Source organism: Sneathiella chungangensis (genome assembly GCF_009882935.1).
Lineage (GTDB): Bacteria > Pseudomonadota > Alphaproteobacteria > Sneathiellales > Sneathiellaceae > Sneathiella > Sneathiella chungangensis.
Genome location: NZ_WTVA01000001.1, coordinates 412,988 through 430,058, shown reverse-complemented (window position 1 = coordinate 430,058; position 17,071 = coordinate 412,988). Strand labels below are relative to the sequence as shown.

General features: G+C 56.0%; 20 protein-coding genes. 14 read left to right on the top strand and 6 right to left on the bottom strand.

Features of this window, described 5'->3' with window-relative positions; genetic code table 11:
• Positions 1 to 14: 14 nt before the first annotated feature.
• The 4 genes from fliP to GQF03_RS02100 form a co-directional block, all read right to left on the bottom strand.
• Positions 15 to 806: a flagellar type III secretion system pore protein FliP gene (gene fliP / locus GQF03_RS02115; RefSeq protein ID WP_161337536.1), complete on the bottom strand. Its 792-nt coding sequence runs from the start codon at positions 804 to 806 to the stop codon at positions 15 to 17.
• Positions 799 to 1,104: a flagellar biosynthetic protein FliO gene (locus GQF03_RS02110; protein WP_161337535.1), complete on the bottom strand. Its 306-nt coding sequence runs from the start codon at positions 1,102 to 1,104 to the stop codon at positions 799 to 801. Before GQF03_RS02110 ends, fliP begins: the two co-directional genes overlap by 8 nt.
• A gap of 78 nt (positions 1,105 to 1,182) precedes the next feature.
• On the bottom strand, positions 1,183 to 1,476 hold the full coding sequence (locus tag GQF03_RS02105; RefSeq protein WP_161337534.1) for a hypothetical protein: 294 nt from the start codon (positions 1,474 to 1,476) through the stop codon (positions 1,183 to 1,185).
• Positions 1,477 to 1,491: 15 nt separating this feature from the next.
• On the bottom strand, positions 1,492 to 1,788 hold the full coding sequence (locus tag GQF03_RS02100; RefSeq protein ID WP_161337533.1) for an EscU/YscU/HrcU family type III secretion system export apparatus switch protein: 297 nt from the start codon (positions 1,786 to 1,788) through the stop codon (positions 1,492 to 1,494).
• A 363-nt stretch (positions 1,789 to 2,151) separates the two neighbouring features.
• Between GQF03_RS02100 and GQF03_RS02095 the strand changes: the two genes are divergently transcribed.
• The 9 genes from GQF03_RS02095 (at position 2,152) to recA (ending at position 10,041) form a co-directional block, all read left to right on the top strand.
• Entirely contained in the window at positions 2,152 to 2,721 is a 570-nt protein-coding gene (locus GQF03_RS02095; protein ID WP_161337532.1) for a DJ-1/PfpI family protein, read from the top strand.
• 154 nt (positions 2,722 to 2,875) lie between these two features.
• Complete coding sequence (gene flgB / locus GQF03_RS02090) at positions 2,876 to 3,277, top strand: flagellar basal body rod protein FlgB (RefSeq protein WP_161337531.1); 402 nt, start codon at positions 2,876 to 2,878, stop codon at positions 3,275 to 3,277.
• 26 nt (positions 3,278 to 3,303) lie between these two features.
• Positions 3,304 to 3,714: a flagellar basal body rod protein FlgC gene (gene flgC / locus GQF03_RS02085; RefSeq protein ID WP_161337530.1), complete on the top strand. Its 411-nt coding sequence runs from the start codon at positions 3,304 to 3,306 to the stop codon at positions 3,712 to 3,714.
• A 20-nt stretch (positions 3,715 to 3,734) separates the two neighbouring features.
• A complete protein-coding gene (gene fliE, locus GQF03_RS02080; protein WP_161337529.1) occupies positions 3,735 to 4,064 on the top strand; it encodes a flagellar hook-basal body complex protein FliE in 330 nt (109 codons plus the stop codon).
• 37 nt (positions 4,065 to 4,101) lie between these two features.
• Entirely contained in the window at positions 4,102 to 4,365 is a 264-nt protein-coding gene (gene fliQ / locus GQF03_RS02075) for a flagellar biosynthesis protein FliQ (protein WP_161337528.1), read from the top strand.
• Positions 4,366 to 4,382: 17 nt separating this feature from the next.
• The gene (gene fliR / locus GQF03_RS02070; protein ID WP_161337527.1) at positions 4,383 to 5,144 is read left to right on the top strand and encodes a flagellar biosynthetic protein FliR; all 762 of its coding nucleotides are present in this window, start codon (positions 4,383 to 4,385) and stop codon (positions 5,142 to 5,144) included.
• 6 nt (positions 5,145 to 5,150) lie between these two features.
• Positions 5,151 to 6,227, top strand: coding sequence for a flagellar biosynthesis protein FlhB (gene flhB, locus GQF03_RS02065; protein ID WP_161337526.1), 1,077 nt, complete (start codon positions 5,151 to 5,153; stop codon positions 6,225 to 6,227).
• Between the two features lie 10 nt (positions 6,228 to 6,237).
• The gene (locus GQF03_RS02060) at positions 6,238 to 8,742 is read left to right on the top strand and encodes a PAS domain-containing hybrid sensor histidine kinase/response regulator (RefSeq protein WP_161337525.1); all 2,505 of its coding nucleotides are present in this window, start codon (positions 6,238 to 6,240) and stop codon (positions 8,740 to 8,742) included.
• 213 nt (positions 8,743 to 8,955) lie between these two features.
• Positions 8,956 to 10,041 carry a recombinase RecA gene (gene recA / locus GQF03_RS02055; RefSeq protein ID WP_161337524.1) on the top strand — a complete coding sequence of 362 codons (1,086 nt, stop codon included), beginning with the start codon at positions 8,956 to 8,958 and terminating at the stop codon, positions 10,039 to 10,041.
• 70 nt (positions 10,042 to 10,111) lie between these two features.
• Here the strand turns inward: recA and GQF03_RS02050 are convergent, their stop codons facing one another.
• Both GQF03_RS02050 and GQF03_RS02045 read right to left on the bottom strand, forming a co-directional pair.
• Positions 10,112 to 11,326: an NADP-dependent isocitrate dehydrogenase gene (locus GQF03_RS02050; RefSeq protein ID WP_161337523.1), complete on the bottom strand. Its 1,215-nt coding sequence runs from the start codon at positions 11,324 to 11,326 to the stop codon at positions 10,112 to 10,114.
• Positions 11,327 to 11,429: 103 nt separating this feature from the next.
• Positions 11,430 to 12,014: an LOG family protein gene (locus tag GQF03_RS02045; RefSeq protein ID WP_161337522.1), complete on the bottom strand. Its 585-nt coding sequence runs from the start codon at positions 12,012 to 12,014 to the stop codon at positions 11,430 to 11,432.
• A gap of 30 nt (positions 12,015 to 12,044) precedes the next feature.
• On the opposite strand from GQF03_RS02045, the gene GQF03_RS02040 reads away from it, so the two are divergent.
• The 5 genes from GQF03_RS02040 to GQF03_RS02020 all read left to right on the top strand — a co-directional run bounded on the left by GQF03_RS02040 (position 12,045) and on the right by GQF03_RS02020 (position 17,043).
• A complete protein-coding gene (locus GQF03_RS02040) occupies positions 12,045 to 12,413 on the top strand; it encodes a hypothetical protein (protein WP_161337521.1) in 369 nt (122 codons plus the stop codon).
• A gap of 67 nt (positions 12,414 to 12,480) precedes the next feature.
• Entirely contained in the window at positions 12,481 to 12,948 is a 468-nt protein-coding gene (locus tag GQF03_RS02035) for a c-type cytochrome (protein WP_161337520.1), read from the top strand.
• Between the two features lie 8 nt (positions 12,949 to 12,956).
• Positions 12,957 to 13,877, top strand: coding sequence for a c-type cytochrome (locus GQF03_RS02030; protein WP_161337519.1), 921 nt, complete (start codon positions 12,957 to 12,959; stop codon positions 13,875 to 13,877).
• 93 nt (positions 13,878 to 13,970) lie between these two features.
• A complete protein-coding gene (locus GQF03_RS19080) occupies positions 13,971 to 15,086 on the top strand; it encodes a LysM peptidoglycan-binding domain-containing protein (RefSeq protein WP_161337518.1) in 1,116 nt (371 codons plus the stop codon).
• Positions 15,087 to 15,210: 124 nt separating this feature from the next.
• On the top strand, positions 15,211 to 17,043 hold the full coding sequence (locus GQF03_RS02020) for an ABCB family ABC transporter ATP-binding protein/permease (protein WP_161337517.1): 1,833 nt from the start codon (positions 15,211 to 15,213) through the stop codon (positions 17,041 to 17,043).
• The last annotated feature ends 28 nt before the right edge of the window (positions 17,044 to 17,071 follow it).

Here is a 17,071-nt window from a genome sequence, read left to right as displayed (position 1 = left end):
GGGAGAAAAGTCCGTTATCCCGGCCCATTCACGAAGCTTTCAACAAGGCTTTTCGCGACGAGATTCCAGCCATCCACCAGCACGAAGAAGATCAGCTTGAAGGGAAGCGAAATCATGACCGGCGGCAGCATCATCATGCCCATCGACATCAGGATCGAGGCGACAACCATGTCGATCACGATGAAAGGCACGAACAGGAGAAAGCCGATTTCAAAGGCGCGTTTGAGTTCGCTAATCATGAAGGCGGGCACGAGAACCTTGAGCGGTACCTCCTCCGGCGTTTCGGTTTCCGGCGTTGCGCTCAGATCCATGAATAGCAGAATGTCCTTTTCGCGCGCATGCTGCAGCATGAAGGTTTTAAAGGGCGCGACCGTGCGCTCAAACGCCTGTGTCTCGTCTATCTGCTCGTCGATCAGCGGGACAATCCCGTTTTCATAGGCGCTCTCGAAGGTCGGCGCCATGATAAACGCCGTCAGGAACAGGGCGAGGGAGATGATCACGACGTTCGGCGGCGTCGACTGAACACCGAGGGCGCTTCGAAGGAGCGACAGGACAACGACAAGCCGCGTGAAGGACGTCGTAACGATCAGGATCGCCGGCGCGAGGCTGAGCACCGTCATCAGCACGACCAGCTGAACAATGCGGCCCGTCAGCGGTCCGCTGTCGTCTCCGAAATCGAGGGAAATGGACTGGGCCAGAACCTCATAGGGGACGGCCAGAATGATCAGCGCAAGCAAACCGGCAGCCAGAAATCCTCTGAATTCTTTCATGGCGGGGAGGCGGCGCATTCTCGGTAATTTACTCATGCGTACTCACATTGCCCTGTTCGGCGGTTACGTTGGAGGTGATGTTCCGCTCGACCACGAGATCCCGTTCCGGCCCTAGCAAGAGCAGATGCTCCCGATCGTCGCGCTTCACGAGGATAAGGCGGCGCTTGGCATCGATGGCGATCACATCGGTTATGGAAAGACGTTTCGGCGCGGAGGGGTCGCGGGATGCCCGAGGCACCATGCCGAGGCGCCGGGCGAGCAGGGCGATCAGCGCAATCAGTCCAAGGACGACAATCAGACCGACAATATATTTCAGGTACTGTACGGGTTCCATCGGCCTGCCATAATTATATTCGTCCGGGTGGTTTGCGCATTCCGGAAGTACACTAGCGGCCCTTGGTGGATTTGAAAACTATTCTTTGTAAACCCGGCCTTCCAGAGTGTCGATATCGCGGCCAAGGGAATCATGGCGCTGCTGGATTTCGTTGGAAAGCATAGTCAACGACTGCATCACCTGGTTCATGAAATTCGTCAGTTCCAGACGTTCATTCCTGGGCGCGCTCTGCACCTTGCCCTGGATGCGGACAATTTTCTCGGGGAGCGAACTCATGTCGATCATGAGGCCCTTGCGAGTCTGTTCCAGATAATCCGAAATGTCTTTCATGACGTCGGAAATATCCGAATTTATTTTTGTGATATCTTCCATGGGCGACACGTTGTATCAAACTGGCGGTTTTTCCTGACACCTGTACAGATAGGACAGAATTTCCGAAACCGCGGCAAATGCCTCCAAGGGGATAGGGCAGTCGACCTCGATTTCCGATAAAATCTGGGCCAGATCTGAATCGGTGCGCACCTTTACACCATGGGCGAAGGCCAATTGCAAGATTTGTTCTGCAACGTCGCCCTTTCCGCTCGCCGTCACCTTGGCAAGCGCGGCGGGGGAATCGTCATAGCTGAGGGCGATGGCGAGGGGGTCATCGGCATTTTTCGCGGGGTTTTCGTCGTTTTGTGTCATGGTTTTCCAAGGTCGAAGGGGCCCAATGTCGCTTAATTTACGGAAACGTGATTAACAATTCTTTACCTGGCGCCTGGATACGGCAGAAATATGCAAGTTCTTTCTTGCAACTCGCAAAAGGAATGATTATGTTCCCGTCGCCGGACAATGGCGACATAGCCTCTATTTAATTGTGACCGGCACTGTGCGACCAGACTGACAGGAGCGATAGCTCCGCTTTGCACAAAGAAACTGAACAAATGTCGTTGTGACACGATCGGCTATTCGAGAGATGAAGAATAGTCCCGCAATGTTGAATGCTCCCGCCGTTCAATTAATGGATGACGCGCGGTGGATGCCAGAAATTAGAGGAGTAAATATTATATGAGTGGCTTGGAAAATGCGTTGAACGGTAAGTCCGTTGCGATACTCGTCGCCAATGGTTTCGAAGAATCCCACATGACCAGCCTGCACAAAAGCCTCGTGCTGACGGGCGCGGATGTGAAGATCGTCTCGCCTGAGAAGGGCGTCGTCAACAGCTGGCACGGCAATGGCTGGGGCCATTTTTTCCCGGCAAATGCCCATCTGGCGACCTCCATGTCCCATCATTTCGACGCCGTTATCATTCCTGGCGGCTCCCGTCACGTCGCGCGTCTCATCTCCGATCCGCAGACCGCCCGTTTCATGCGCGGCTTCATGGAAGACAACAAGCCGGTTGCGCTGGTTGAAGACGCCTCGAAAGTTCTCGCAGAAGCGGACCTCCTCGAAGGGCGCCGGGTGATCGTATTTGACGACATCAACGAAACCCTTAAGGAAAAAGGCGCCAAACTGGCCGAAGAGGAAATCCATGTCGATGATATGCTGGTTACCAGCCGTTTCGCCGATGATACGCTGGTCGAAAAATTCGCCGATCGTATCTTGAACTACGAACCGGAGGCATGGGAAGCCGCTTGAAAATCCCGGTAGTATCCGACAGTCGAAAACGCCTCCGCTCTCCGGGGGCGTTTTTTATTGCGTGATGGGGCTTTTGGCCTCGCATTCATAGTCTATTAACGTTTCCCGTCTAATCTACACTCAGGAAAAAACCGCGAACGGAAGCGATCCTGATATGAACTTGGAGAAAATTCCGCTCTTCGCCGCGCTGACGGAGAAAATGAAGTGGCTTTCTGCCCGGCAGAAGGTGCTGGCGCAGAATATTGCCAATGCCGATACGCCCAATTACCGCGCGCGCGATTTAAAACCGCTGGAATTCCGGGACATGATCGAGGGGCCGAAAGAAGATAGCGTCAGCATCAATCGCACCAACAAGCGCCATATTTTCGTCGAAGAAATCGCGACTTACGAGACGGAGATCAACCGCGATGTCACCGACGTCACGCCGACCGGCAACGCGGTGATGCTGGAAGAGGAAATGATGAAAGTCGCGGAAACACAAATCCAGTACGAGCTGACGACGTCGCTGTACAAGAAAAATCTGGGGATGTTGAAAACAGCCCTTGGCCGCCGTTAAACGGACTAGAAAAGGAAACCGGTAACATGGATCTCTTAAAGACAATGTTGATATCGGCCTCTGGGATGGATGCCCAGGGACAGCGGATGCGGGTTATTTCGGAAAACCTGGCCAACAAGGACAGTATGGGCAAGACGCCCGACGAGGATCCCTACCGGCGGAAAATTATTTCCTTCAAGAATGTGCTCGACCGCGAGGAGAAGATCACCAAGGTGAAGGTCTCGCGCATTGGTGAGGACAAGACCGATTTTGATCTCAAATTCAACCCGAGTCATCCGGCGGCCAACGCCGACGGCTATGTCAAGATGCCGAATGTCAATTCGCTGGTTGAGATTATGGACATGAAGGAAACACAACGGTCCTATCAGGCCAACCTTGGCGTGATCGAGGCATCGAAGAAGATGATTATGCGGACGCTGGACATCCTGCATCAGTAGGAGTGAGGGGAGAGTAGATTATGGCGGATACAAGCGCGCTTGCGGCCACGCAGGCTTATTCAAAGGCGATTAACAATACCCTTGGTGCCAAGCCATCCGGCGGTGCCAACGAGGCGGCGGAAGCCGTCGGCGGGCCGAGCTTTGCCGAAATGCTCGCGAGCGCCGGCACCGAGGCCATTGAAACCGGTGTCAATTCCGAGCAGATCAGCCTGGAGGCGATTACGGGGGATGCGGGTCTTGCCGATATCGTCACCGCCGTCAGCAACGCCGAGGCAACCCTTGAAACGGTGGTCGCCGTCCGCGATCGTGTAATTCAGGCTTATCAAGACATCATAAAAATGCCAATCTAGGCTGTAGAGGTTTTTTACAGCATAAGGATTGAAGCAAATGAGCCCAGCCGATGTCGTCGATGTCGTTCGAGAAGCAATCTGGGTCCTCCTTGCTGTGGCGTCTCCTGTCATGCTGGTCGCCCTTGCTGTCGGTCTGATCATCGCGCTTGTGCAGGCCCTGACCCAGATTCAGGAAATGACCCTGGTGTTTGTTCCGAAAATTCTGGCGATCTTCCTGTCCCTGATCATTTTCATGCCCTTCATGATTTCCTCGATGATTGCGTTGATGGAACAGCTCGCCCAGCGTATTTCGGGCATATGATCGCCGGTGACCGTTAGATGCTGGCCGAATATCTCAGCGTAAATATCTTTGCCTTCTTGCTGGTCTTCGCGCGTCTTGGCGCCGCCTTCATGGTTGTTCCGGGATTTGGCGAAGCCTTTATTCCGCCCCGGGTACGCCTTGCCGTTGCGCTCGGGGTCAGTTTCATCGTTTTACCTTTTGCCATCGACCAGCTGCCGGGCGAACCCGCGACGCCGATAGAACTTCTGTTGTTGCTTGTTGGCGAGATGGTGATCGGCCTTGTCATGGGTGGAATCCTTCGATTGCTGCTCAGCAGCCTGCATATCGCTGGCACGATCATCGCCCAGCAGTCGGGCCTTGCCGCCGCGCAATTCTTTGATCCGGCGCAGATGACCCAGGGCGCCATCACCAGCACCTTCATGACCCTGATGGGCCTGACGATGATTTTTGTCACCGATATGCACCATCTGTTCATCGAGGGCACATTCGCGACCTACCGTCTTTTCCCGGCCGGGCAGGTGCCGGATTTCGGCAGCATCAGCCAGCTGATCACGGATTTCGTACAGCAATCCTTCCTGCTCGGTTTTCAGATGTCCGCGCCCTTCCTTGTTTTCGGAATTACCTTCTATATGGGGATCGGCCTGATTAACCGCCTGATGCCGCAGGTGCAGATCTTCTTCGTCGCCATGCCCCTGCAGATTGTGCTTTCCTTTGCCATTCTGGCGATTACAATTGGCGCCGCTATGATGTGGTTTATCAGTTATTACGAGGAGGCGCTGATGCGCTTTCTCGGGGAATAAGGGCAGATGGCTGACGATACAGATGATGCCCAAAAGACAGAAGAGCCAACCGCCAAACGGCTCGAGGATGCCTTCAAGAAAGGTCAGGTGCCGAAATCGCAGGAGGTCGGCCACTGGTTCATGACTATCGGGATCACGCTGGTCGTGATGATTTTCATCGCCGGTCTTGGTAAGGGTCTTACATTCGACCTGCTCAAATTCATCGAGCAACCCCATGCGATCGCGACGGACAGGTTTCACCTCGGCCTCATTTTCGGCGATCTCGGATGGGCGATCATCTGGGTCGTCGCCCCGGCGCTCGGCACGCTGATGATCGCCGGCCTTCTCGGCAATCTCGTGCAGCATCGGCCGGTTTTTTCCGCCGAACGGATCAAGCCGAAACTCGAGAAACTCTCCCTATTGAAAGGCTTTAACAGGCTCTTTTCGATCAAGTCTCTGGTCGAGTTCGCGAAGGGCCTGTTCAAGATTTCACTGGTCGGCACCATCGCAATCCTGTTCGTGCTGCCTTCGATGGATCAGCTTCCCGTCGTCGTGTCCTATGACGTCCCGCAAGTGCTTGAGCTGATACAGGACCAGGCGCTTCTGCTGCTCGCCGGCGTCGTCGCGGTCATGAGTGTCATTGCCGGGCTCGACTTCATGTATCAGCGCTATAATCATCACAAGGAACTGCGCATGACGAAGCAGCAGATCAAGGATGAATACAAGCAGACGGAAGGCGATCCGATGATCCGCGCCCGCCTCCGGGCACTCAGGGCGGAACGGTCGCGCCAACGCATGATGCAGTCGGTACCGGAGGCGGATGTCGTGATTACCAACCCGACCCATTTCGCGGTCGCGCTGCAATACAAGCCTGAGGACGAGCGGGCGCCGGTGGTTGTCGCCAAGGGCATGGACAATATCGCCGCGAAAATCCGCGAAATCGCGAACGAGAATGATATTCCGATCGTCGAAAATCCGCCGCTTGCCCGGGCTCTGCACAAGGCCTGCGATTTGGATGAGGAAATTCCCTACGAGCATTTCAAGGCGGTGGCCGAAATCATCGGCTATGTCATGCGGCTCAACAAGAATAAGCTGAAGAAGTAAGCGGTTCCCTATGGCGCAACAGGTAAACAGACGGCGGAGAAATCCGAAATTCTTCATGGGCGTGGATGCGCGCCAGCTTGCTGCTGCCTTCTTTCTCGTGGCGGCGCTGATCGTCATTTCGGCGCTCTTGGGCCGGGAACTCAGCTTCATCAATATCGTCATACTGAGCGCGATGGTGGTCTCGGCCATGGGGCTGGGCCTCTGGTATCTCATCTTTCATGGCCTGCGCCAGGCCGCGAGTGGGAATCTCGACCTCTTGTCCGATGTTATTGCCACAAGTCCGGAGGGGCGGCTGCTGACGACGAAGGACGGCCGGTTCGTCTATGCGAATGCCGCATACCGTAAACTCCTCGATCTGCCGGCAAGGGATGACAGGCAGACCTTGGCCGCTTATTTCGACGCCGACGAGCAGGCGCGCGAAAAGATAGAGAAGCTTCTCAAGGCCGCCGTCTATGATGGTACGACCGGTGGCCGCATCGATATCAAGACCGCAAGCGGGCGGTGGCTGTCGATCCTCGCCCATGCCATTGACGTGTTGCCGGACAATATCATCTGGTACGTCACCGAAACGACTCGCCAGCACCGGCTGGAGGAAGAGGAGCGGGTCGCCCGCGAGAAACTCTCGGAATATTTCAATAATGCGCCGGTTGGGTTCTATTCCCTGGATGGCGACGGCAATCTTCAGTTCGCAAACCGGATTTTCGCCGACTGGCTTGGGTATCAGCAGGAAGAGTTGAACGAAGGGCATCTGCCTTTCTCCAGCCTTGTCGTTAAATCGGATGACGCGCAGCTTGACCTGATGGAGGTGTTTTCGGCGGATGGCCCACTTTATGAGGGGGAACTGACCCTTCGCCGCCGCGACGGCACGCAATTGCCCGTCCATGTCACGCAAACGATTGTCCGCGACGAGAATGATGCGGTTTTGGGCTCTCGCTCCGTCGTGCGCGAGCTCCTGCAGGAAAAGGAGTGGCGGGAACGGGTTGCGAATGCGGAGCTGCATTTCCGCCGGTTTTTCGAGGCCGCGCCGATTGGTATCCTGTTGCTCGACGCCAAAGGCGTCGTGTTGGAGGCGAACCCGGCGTTCCGCGCTCTCACCGGGACCGTCCTCAACAAGGCGGTCGGTAGCCATATAACGGAACTTGTTGAAGACGGCGACCGCCCGCAGCTTCAACAGAAGCTCATGGAGGCGGTTGCCAGCGATATGGCCGCGCCATCGCTGGAGGTGAAGCTGCAGGGCGCAACGGAGCGGGCGGCAAGCTTCTATATTAGCGCCATTGCGGGGGAGGAGCCCGCGGACGGCCGCCTGCTCGTCCATGTGGTGGATACTTCCGTTCAGCGCAGCCTTGAAGTCCAGTTCGCGCAAAGCCAGAAGATGCAGGCTGTCGGCCAGCTGGCCGGCGGCATTGCCCATGATTTCAACAACCTTCTGACGGCGATGATCGGATTTTGCGATCTGTTGCTGCTCCGTCACCAAGTTGGCGATCCGTCCTATTCCGACATCAACCAGATCAAGCAGAACGCCAATCGCGCCGCCGGCCTTGTCCGTCAGTTGCTGGCCTTCTCCCGCCAGCAGACCCTGCGCCCCGAAGTCACCGACCTCACCGATGTGCTGGCCGAGCTTTCCAACCTGCTCCGGCGTCTTATCGGCGAGGCGATCCAGCTCAAGATCAGCCATGCCCGCGACCTCTGGCTCGTCAAGGTCGACCGCGGCCAATTCGAGCAGGTGGTCATCAATCTCGCGGTGAATGCGCGCGATGCCATGTCCGGGGACGGGCTGCTCTCGTTCGAGACCGAGAATCTTACCATCGCGCCCGGCCAGAAGGGATTTAACGAGTTGATCCCGCCGGGTGACTACATTCTCGTCAAGGTCTCGGATACGGGCACAGGGATCCCGGAAGATGTCATCGAGAAGATCTTCGATCCTTTCTTCACGACCAAGAAAGTCGGCGAGGGGACGGGTCTCGGCCTCAGCACCGTATATGGCATTATCAAGCAGACGGGCGGCTATATTTTCGCCGAGAATAACGACGACAAGGGAACGACTTTTAATATCTATCTGCCGCGCTATGCCGAAGAGGCAAGGCGGGCGGACGCCGCAGAAATATCGCAGCATTCCGCCCATCGCGACCTGACCGGCAAGGGCACCATCCTTCTTGTCGAGGACGAGGATCCGGTCCGGCTTTTCGCCGCACGGGCGCTTGAAAACAAGGGATATACGGTGCTGCAGGCGGATAGCGGCGAAACGGCGCTTGAAGTCGCGGAGGGGCATGACGGCAAGATCGACCTGCTGATCACCGATGTGGTGATGCCGATTATGGACGGGCCAACGCTTGTGAAAAATATTCTCGGCAAAACGCCCGACCTCAAGGTCATTTTCATTTCCGGCTATGCCGAGGATGCCTTCCGCAAGGATCTCGATTTCGACGTCAGCAAAATCGATTTCCTCCCCAAACCCTTCTCGTTGAAAGAAATCGCCACCAAGGTCAAGGAAGTCCTGGTCCGGGAAACCAACTGACTTTCGCGCGGGATTCGGAACGGGCAAAGGTTCCGTTCCTCAAATTTTATATGACGGGATTCATCGTTCTTTGTAATTTTGAGAACAAAAATCAAACATGATACAAAAATACCATTAAATACAATCACATAAAATTTTCTTGCAAAAGAGAACAAACCATGTACATTTACAGCAGTTGCATCCGCTACGGACCTATGGAATAAGGGGAGATCGATGGTAAAATCAGCTCTGAAGCTCGTTGAAGCAGGTGGCATGGACAAGAAAAAAGCGTTGGAAGCGGCCCTGAGCCAGATCGATCGGGCCTTCGGCAAAGGGTCGGTGATGCGGCTTGGCCAGCAGGAGGCCCTGGACGTTGCGGCGATCCCGACGGGATCCCTCGGCCTTGATATCGGGCTGGGCATTGGCGGTCTGCCAAAGGGGCGGGTGGTCGAGATTTACGGTCCTGAAAGTTCCGGCAAGACGACCCTCGCGCTTCATGTGGTTGCCGAAGCGCAGCGTCAGGGCGGGACCTGCGCCTTTATCGACGTGGAGCATGCGCTCGATCCGGTCTATGCCCGCAAGCTGGGCGTGGATGTGGATGAGCTTCTGATCTCGCAGCCTGACACCGGTGAACAGTCGCTCGAGATTACCGATACGCTGGTCCGCTCCGGCGCCGTGGATGTGCTGGTGGTCGACAGTGTCGCCGCGCTGGTGCCGCAGGCTGAGCTGGAAGGAGAGATGGGGGATACCCATGTCGGGCTTCAGGCGCGGCTGATGAGCCAGGCGCTCCGGAAACTGACCGGTTCCATCGCGCGCTCCAACTGTATGGTGATTTTCATCAACCAGATCCGTATGAAGATCGGTGTGATGTTCGGAAGCCCCGAAACGACGACGGGCGGCAACGCGCTCAAATTCTATGCCTCCGTCCGTCTCGATATCCGCCGGATCGGGCAGATCAAGGTGAAGGACGATATTGTCGGCAACCAGACGCGGGTAAAGGTCGTCAAGAACAAGGTGGCCCCGCCGTTCAAGGTGATTGAGTTCGACATCATGTATGGCGAGGGGATTTCAAAGACAGGCGAAATTCTCGACCTTGGCGTCAAGGCGGAGATCGTTGAGAAGTCCGGCTCCTGGTATTCCTATGATAGCCAGCGGATTGGTCAGGGGCGGGAACAGGCAAAGATCTTCCTCAAGGAAAATCCGGAAATCGCCAATGAGATCGAGCAGAAGATCCGGGCAAATGCCGGGGTCCTGTCCGAGGCTCTGCAGGGCCTGCCCGAAAGCGATCCGGACCGCGATGAAATGATCATGGATGAGTAACGCCGGGAGTTAAGTCATAAAAAAAGCCGACCCGTTTGGGCCGACTTTTTTTTGGATATCTCCTGATTGATCAGGCCATTTCTTTTTGCAAATTCTGGTCCAGTGCGTCCAGGAATTGATTGGTGGTGAGCCAGGTCTGATCGGGACCGACCAGCAGCGCAAGATCCTTCGTCATCTGGCCGCCTTCGACAGTTGAAATGCACACCTTTTCAAGGGATTCCGCGAATTTCTTCAACTCGTCGTTTCCGTCCAGCTTGGCGCGGTGCATCAGACCCCGGGTCCAGGCAAAAATGGAGGCAATCGGATTGGTTGAGGTTTCCTTGCCTTCCTGATGCATGCGGTAATGGCGGGTCACGGTGCCATGGGCGGCTTCCGCCTCGACAGTATTTCCGTCCGGCGTCATCAGGACGGATGTCATCAAGCCGAGCGATCCGAAGCCTTGCGCGACCGTATCGGACTGCACGTCACCGTCGTAATTCTTGCAGGCCCAGACATATTTACCCGACCATTTCATCGCGCAGGCGACCATGTCGTCGATCAGGCGATGTTCGTAGGTCAGGCCGAGTTTGTCGAACTTGTCCTTGAATTCATTGTTGAACACCTCCTCGAAGAGGTCCTTGAACCGGCCGTCATAGGCCTTCAGGATAGTGTTCTTCGTGGAGAGATAAACCGGCCAGCCCCGGTTCAGGCCGTAGTTCATGCAAGCCCGGGCAAATCCGCGAATGGAATCATCAAGGTTATACATGCTCATGGCAACGCCGCCGGAGGGGAAGTCAAAAACCTCGAATTCCTGCGCCGCGCTGCCGTCGGCGGGCTCGAACTTCATGGTCAGCTTGCCGGGGCCCTTCACAACCATATCGGTTGCCCGGTACTGATCGCCGAAGGCATGACGGCCGATCACGATCGGGTCGGTCCAGCCCGGAACGAGCCGCGGCACGTTGGAGCAGATAATCGGCTCGCGGAACACGGTGCCGCCCAGGATGTTGCGGATTGTGCCGTTCGGCGAGCGGTACATTTTCTTCAGGTCGAATTCCTCGACCCGTGCCTCATCCGGGGTGATGGTCGCGCATTTGACACCGACGCCGTATTTCTGGATGGCTTTGGCAGCATCAATGGTGATCTGATCGTCCGTCTCATCACGCTTCTCGATCCCGAGATCATAATACTTCAAATCGATATCCAGGTAGGGGAGGATGAGTTTGTCTTTGATAAATGCCCAGATAATCCGGGTCATTTCGTCGCCATCCAGTTCCACGACCGGATTTTTGACTTGAATTTTTGGCATATCGACGTCCTTCTTGGCCTATTGTTTCGGTATTCTGCGGCAGCAAAATATCATTGCCGGCGAACTCTGCAAGCTGAACCGTCAAAAAAACGTCAATTCAGTCCTAAAATTTTGAGATATCGGCGTTAAATTCCGCTTCGGGCTCCGTCATGAGGGTCGGGATGATATCCTCCAGCTTCTCCACAACGGTAAAAAAGTCGAGCGCTTCGGTTTCCACGAATCCCGCTTCGTTCATATGGTCCAGCAAATCTAGGAGGGGTCGCCAGTAATTTTTGTAATTGACCAGCAGGATCGGCTTGTCGTGCAGGCGGAGTTGCCGCCAGGTCACCATCTCGAATGTTTCGTCAAGGGTCCCGAGGCCGCCCGGCAGGACAGCGAAGGCATCGGCCATCTGAAACATCTTCTCCTTGCGGATATGCATGCTGTCGACCACATGCAGCTCTGTCAATTTCTCGTGACTGACCTCAATATGATGTAGATGAGCGGGAATAATCCCGATAACCTGTCCTCCAGCGTTGAGCGTGGCGTCGGCAATTACGCCCATCAGGCCGACATGGCCGCCGCCATAGACGAGCCGGATCCCGTTGGCGGCAAGTGCCTTGCCGAGGTCTCTGGCGGCGTCGATGTGGGACGGATCCTTGGGCATCCGGGAACCGCAATAAACGCATAGGGAAGAAATTTTGGGCATTGGACGAACTATAACGGTAAAAGGTAAAGAATGAGAAAAATCCTTGCCCTTGTTATTTGCGGGTTCCTGATCATGGCGTCAAGCCCCGTTTTGGCGGGGAAGGCTGACGTGATCGATGTGAAGGTCGTCAATGTTGACGCCGATGTCTATCGGTTCAGCGTGACGGTCCGCCATGACGACAGCGGCTGGGATCACTATGCGGACCGCTGGGACGTCCTCGACATGGAAGGGAACAACCTGGGCACGCGGGTGCTGATGCATCCCCATGAGGACGAGCAGCCCTTTACGCGATCGATGACGTTGTCGCTTCCCATGCATGTCAAGCAGGTCCGCGTCCGCGCCCATGACAAGATGCATGGGTACGGGGGGGCCGAATTAATTGTTAAGGTGCCGCAATGATTTTATGGTGTAATTCTGGCGGCCTTATAGAAGTTATTGTGAAGTTTAACCAGCGAGGGAGTTGAAAATGAAGGTGATGTTAACAAAAACTGCTGTTGCAATGCTGGCGGGCGCCGCCCTGTTCATGGGGATCGCCACCGCCCATTCGGAATCCACCGGCAATGCCGAGGCGGATTTCCGGATTGCGGAGATGAAGAAGTTGGGAATGAATATGGGCGCCATTGGCAAGGTCGCGAAGGGAGAGATGTCCTATAGTGACTCGCTCAATGATAATGCGATGCAGATCGCCGAAATTGCCGCAAATATGGGAAAACTATTCCCGGAAGGATCGGGTGTCGAAGCGTCTCGCGCGAAACCTGAAATCTGGACCGAGAAAGATGCCTTCCAGAAAGATATCGAAAACCTCCAGGCAGCGGCGACACAGCTGGTCGCGGCCGTGAAGACCGGCGATCAGGCGATGATCGGCGCGGCGCTGAAGGAAACCGGCGGGACCTGCGGCGCCTGTCACAAGCAGTTCCGTAAACCGAAAGATTAACGGCACCCGTGCCGGGCACCGTTACAAAAATACGGAGGGAGCGGTTTTTTCTTATTAGGGCCGCTCTTTTCCTGATTGCGGGCGTCACCCTTTATTGGGGCGCCGGCAGTCACCTGCTGCAGGCGGAGGAGGCAGCGGACCGGGGCGCCTATCTTACGGCGGCAAGCGGATGCTATGGCTGCCATACGGACATCAAGAACGGCGGCAAACCCTTCGCGGGCGGGCGGGCGCTCGAAACGCCGTTCGGCATATTCTACACGCCGAATATCACGCCGGATGCGGAGACCGGTATTGGCGGTTGGTCGGACGCGGATTTCCTGAAGGCCGTTAAACAGGGGATAAGCCCCACCGGCCATTATTATTTCCCGGCCTTCCCCTACACCAGCTATACGAAGATGACCGATGAGGACGCGCTTGCGATCAAATCCCATCTGATGACGCTGACGCCGGTTATGCGGGAAAACCAGCCGCATGACGTTTCACCGCCCTTTTCCTGGCGATGGCTACAATGGGGATGGCGGCTTCTGTTCTTTGACGACACACCCTACGCGCCGCCCGCAGGAGCCGGTGAAACTGTGGCGCGCGGCGGCTATCTCGTCGAGGCGCTGACTCATTGCGGTGAGTGTCATACCCCGCGAAATTTCCTGGGCGGCAGTGATCACAGCCTGTATCTCGCCGGAACGGCAAATGGCGGGGAGGGGGAGAAAGTCGCCAATATTACCCCGGATGACGCAACCGGCATAGGCGATTGGTCGGAAGGCGATATCGTCAGCTTCATGAAGGACGGCATGAAGCCGAATTTCGACGATGTGCAGGGCAGCATGGACGAGGTGATCCGGAACAGCCTGTCCAAGCTCACGGATGCGGATCTTGAGGCGATTGCCAGATATCTCAAATCCATTCCGCCGATCTCGCACAAGGTGCAATAGGCGGGCAAAAAAGCCAGAATTTTACTAAAGATTGCGCGATCTGGCGCAGGCGTTCATAATGGCGCCGAAAATGGGTAATTGAGTGAGGCTCTGGTGCGCGTATTTGGTATCCTGGCAATATTGCTGCTAATAGTGGCGGGTCTGTTTCTTTATTTTCGCAGCGATTTGATTTTCGGTCCCGCCGAACAAGGGGCCGTTGAAACCGCGGCGCCCTCCGACATGGAGAAATCGCAATCGGCCACCGCTGAGGGCAGTGGCGACAAGAATGCGACGCAGACCGCCCTTGCCCCGCCAAAAGTCGTTGAGAAAAATCTAGACGATACGTCGGAGGATGAAGGCAAGCAGACAGCGCTTGCCCGGCCGAGCTTCGATATCATCCGGATTGACCAGAATTGCGATCTTGTGGCGGCGGGCCGTGCGGTGCCGGACGCCGTGGTCGCGGTCATCATCGGCGACAGGAAGGTCGGCGAGGCGACGGCGTCCGCAAGCGGCGAATGGGTTTTTACGTCCAGCACGCCGCTTCCCTCGGGCTCCCAGACCGTTAATCTGACGTCGCATAATCCGGACGGGAAGGACCTTGAATCGGGCAGTCTCGTCATCATGAATGTCCCGGACTGTAGCGCACCGCTTGAAGATCGCGCGCCGGCCATTGCAATGCTGGTGCCGAAGGAAGAGGCAAGCGCGTCAGTCGGTGGAAATGCGCCGAAGCTTTTGCAGGTGCCGGAAGCGAAGGGCGATGTTTCTGCCGCAAAGGACCTGACGCTCGGCTCCGTGAATTATGACGATAAGGGCACCCTGCAGCTCTCCGGTCGCGGCCTGCCGGGCAACCGGGTCGCGGTCTATGTGAACAACAAGCCCGTCGGCACGGCGGAAATCGATAGCGAGGGGAACTGGTCTCTCGTTCCCGATCAGTCCATTCCCGCCGGCAATCACACCTTGCGGATCGACCAGATTGATCCCGTAGGCAAGGTCATCTCCCGCGTTGAGCTTCCCTTCCAGAAGGCACAACCGAGTGATGTCGTCCTTGCGCAGGCAAGCGGGGGGCTCAGCGCGATCGTCCAGCCCGGCAACAGCCTCTGGCGGATCGCCCGCCGTGTCTATGGCGAGGGGATGGAATATACGGTGATCTATCAGGCCAATCAGGACCAGATCAGGGATCCGGACCTTATTTTCCCGGGCCAGATTTTCACGCTGCCGAAAAAGGAATAAGACCGGCAAGTGCACGCTTATTGTGGCCGTTGTCACATTTCTTCACGGTTCGCGAATTTTCCGTCTTGGCGCGGACCGCTTTAGGCTATGCTCATCGCTTGTACCGGCGATCCATGGATAGAAAATGAGCGGCAAAAATTTCGATAGCCATAGCCATACGGAAACACGCAGCCATTTTGCGACCTTGCGAACCCTTGGCCAATATCTCTGGGTCGAGGGACGGAATGATCTGAAGTTCCGCGTTTTCGTTGCCGTTATCCTGCTTGTGGCGGCGGAAGTTGCCTCCGTCTATACGCCTTATCTTCTGAAATATATCGTTGATGACCTGACGGGCGATGTGAACCCGATGATCATTATGCCCCTCGGCCTGATCGTGGCCTTTGGCGTGGCGCGCGTCCTGACGCAGGCCTTTGCCGAGCTGCGCGACGCCGTGTTTGCAAAGGTGGGGCAGAACGCCATACGTCAGGTGGCTCTCAACACTTTCCGACATTTGCACCGGCTATCCTTGCGCTTTCACCTTGACCGGCAGACGGGCGGGCTTAGCCGTGTTATCGAACGGGGCACGAAAGGGATAGATTTCCTTCTTCGCTTCATGCTGTTCAACATCGTGCCGACCCTCCTGAAAATTCTGTTTATCTGCGGAATTCTGCTGGTCCAGTATGGCTGGCTGATGTCCCTCATCACCTTCGTGACGCTCATCGGCTACATCTATTTTACGCTGACCGTGACGGAATGGCGACTCAAATACCGCCGGACGATGAACGAGAAGGACAGTGAGGCCAATACCAAGGCCATCGACAGTCTTCTCAATTTCGAAACGGTCAAATATTTCGGCAATGAAGACCATGAGGCTCGCCGCTTTGACAAGGCACTTGCCTCCTATGAAAAAGCTGCCGTCAAAAGCAATACGACGCTGGCCTATCTCAATATCGGGCAGGGGGCGATCATCAGCATCGGTCTCGTCGCCGTTCTCATCCTCTCGGCGCGCGGCGTTGTCGCGGGGGAATATACAGTCGGTGATTTCGTCGCCATCCATGCCTTCATGATGCTGCTTGTGCAGCCTCTCAATTTCCTCGGCTTCGTTTACCGTGAGATCAAGCAGAGCCTCGTCGATATGGAAAAAATGTTCGAGCTTCTGACCGTCTCGCGGGAGATTGACGATTTGCCCGGCGCTGTGCCACTTGCGGAAGGGGGCGGGGAAGTCGAGTTCCACAATGTCGATTTCGGGTATGAGAGCAACCGACAGATCCTGCACGGTGTCTCCTTCAAGGTGCCGCCCGGCAAGACAACGGCAATTGTCGGGCCGTCCGGCGCGGGAAAATCGACGATCTCGCGCATCCTTTTCCGCTTTTACGACGTCGACAGCGGCTATGTGACCATCGACGGCCAGAAACTCAATGAAGTCACGCAGGACTCGCTTCGCGCCGCCATTGGCATCGTCCCGCAGGATACGGTCCTGTTCAACGATACGATTCGCTATAATATTGCCTATGGGCGGCCCGGCGCGAGCGATCAGGAGATCGAGGACGCCGCGCGGCTCGCCAGTATCGACAAATTTATCGAAAAGCTCCCGGAGGGTTACGAGTCCATGGTCGGCGAGCGCGGCCTGAAACTTTCCGGCGGTGAGAAACAGCGGGTTGCCATTGCCCGTGCGATCCTGAAACAACCCCGTATTTTGCTCTTCGACGAAGCGACCTCCGCCCTTGATTCCCATACGGAAAAGGAAATTCAGGCGAGCCTTGCCGAAGTTTCCAAAAACCGCACGACCCTTGTCATCGCGCATCGTCTTTCAACCGTCGTTGACGCCGACGAAATCATTGTGCTCGACAACGGCCGTATTCAGGAGCGGGGGCGGCATCATGAGCTGCTGGCGCTAAATGGCCAGTATGCCGCGATGTGGGCCCGCCAGCAGGAAGCCGCGACCTATCAGGAGAAACTTGAGCAGGTCATGGATTAAGCGGTACAATTACCTCCATATTGCAGAC

Bases quoted from the DNA above. Each gene is read 5' to 3' on its own strand.
- fliP (WP_161337536.1), bottom strand. From the start codon at position 806: ATGAGTAAATTACCGAGAATGCGCCGCCTCCCCGCCATGAAAGAATTC.
- GQF03_RS02110 (WP_161337535.1), bottom strand. From the start codon at position 1,104: ATGGAACCCGTACAGTACCTGAAATATATTGTCGGTCTGATTGTCGTC.
- GQF03_RS02105 (WP_161337534.1), bottom strand. From the start codon at position 1,476: ATGGAAGATATCACAAAAATAAATTCGGATATTTCCGACGTCATGAAA.
- GQF03_RS02100 (WP_161337533.1), bottom strand. From the start codon at position 1,788: ATGACACAAAACGACGAAAACCCCGCGAAAAATGCCGATGACCCCCTC.
- GQF03_RS02095 (WP_161337532.1), top strand. From the start codon at position 2,152: ATGAGTGGCTTGGAAAATGCGTTGAACGGTAAGTCCGTTGCGATACTC.
- flgB (WP_161337531.1), top strand. From the start codon at position 2,876: ATGAACTTGGAGAAAATTCCGCTCTTCGCCGCGCTGACGGAGAAAATG.
- flgC (WP_161337530.1), top strand. From the start codon at position 3,304: ATGGATCTCTTAAAGACAATGTTGATATCGGCCTCTGGGATGGATGCC.
- fliE (WP_161337529.1), top strand. From the start codon at position 3,735: ATGGCGGATACAAGCGCGCTTGCGGCCACGCAGGCTTATTCAAAGGCG.
- fliQ (WP_161337528.1), top strand. From the start codon at position 4,102: ATGAGCCCAGCCGATGTCGTCGATGTCGTTCGAGAAGCAATCTGGGTC.
- fliR (WP_161337527.1), top strand. From the start codon at position 4,383: ATGCTGGCCGAATATCTCAGCGTAAATATCTTTGCCTTCTTGCTGGTC.
- flhB (WP_161337526.1), top strand. From the start codon at position 5,151: ATGGCTGACGATACAGATGATGCCCAAAAGACAGAAGAGCCAACCGCC.
- GQF03_RS02060 (WP_161337525.1), top strand. From the start codon at position 6,238: ATGGCGCAACAGGTAAACAGACGGCGGAGAAATCCGAAATTCTTCATG.
- recA (WP_161337524.1), top strand. From the start codon at position 8,956: ATGGTAAAATCAGCTCTGAAGCTCGTTGAAGCAGGTGGCATGGACAAG.
- GQF03_RS02050 (WP_161337523.1), bottom strand. From the start codon at position 11,326: ATGCCAAAAATTCAAGTCAAAAATCCGGTCGTGGAACTGGATGGCGAC.
- GQF03_RS02045 (WP_161337522.1), bottom strand. From the start codon at position 12,014: ATGCCCAAAATTTCTTCCCTATGCGTTTATTGCGGTTCCCGGATGCCC.
- GQF03_RS02040 (WP_161337521.1), top strand. From the start codon at position 12,045: ATGAGAAAAATCCTTGCCCTTGTTATTTGCGGGTTCCTGATCATGGCG.
- GQF03_RS02035 (WP_161337520.1), top strand. From the start codon at position 12,481: ATGAAGGTGATGTTAACAAAAACTGCTGTTGCAATGCTGGCGGGCGCC.
- GQF03_RS02020 (WP_161337517.1), top strand. From the start codon at position 15,211: ATGAGCGGCAAAAATTTCGATAGCCATAGCCATACGGAAACACGCAGC.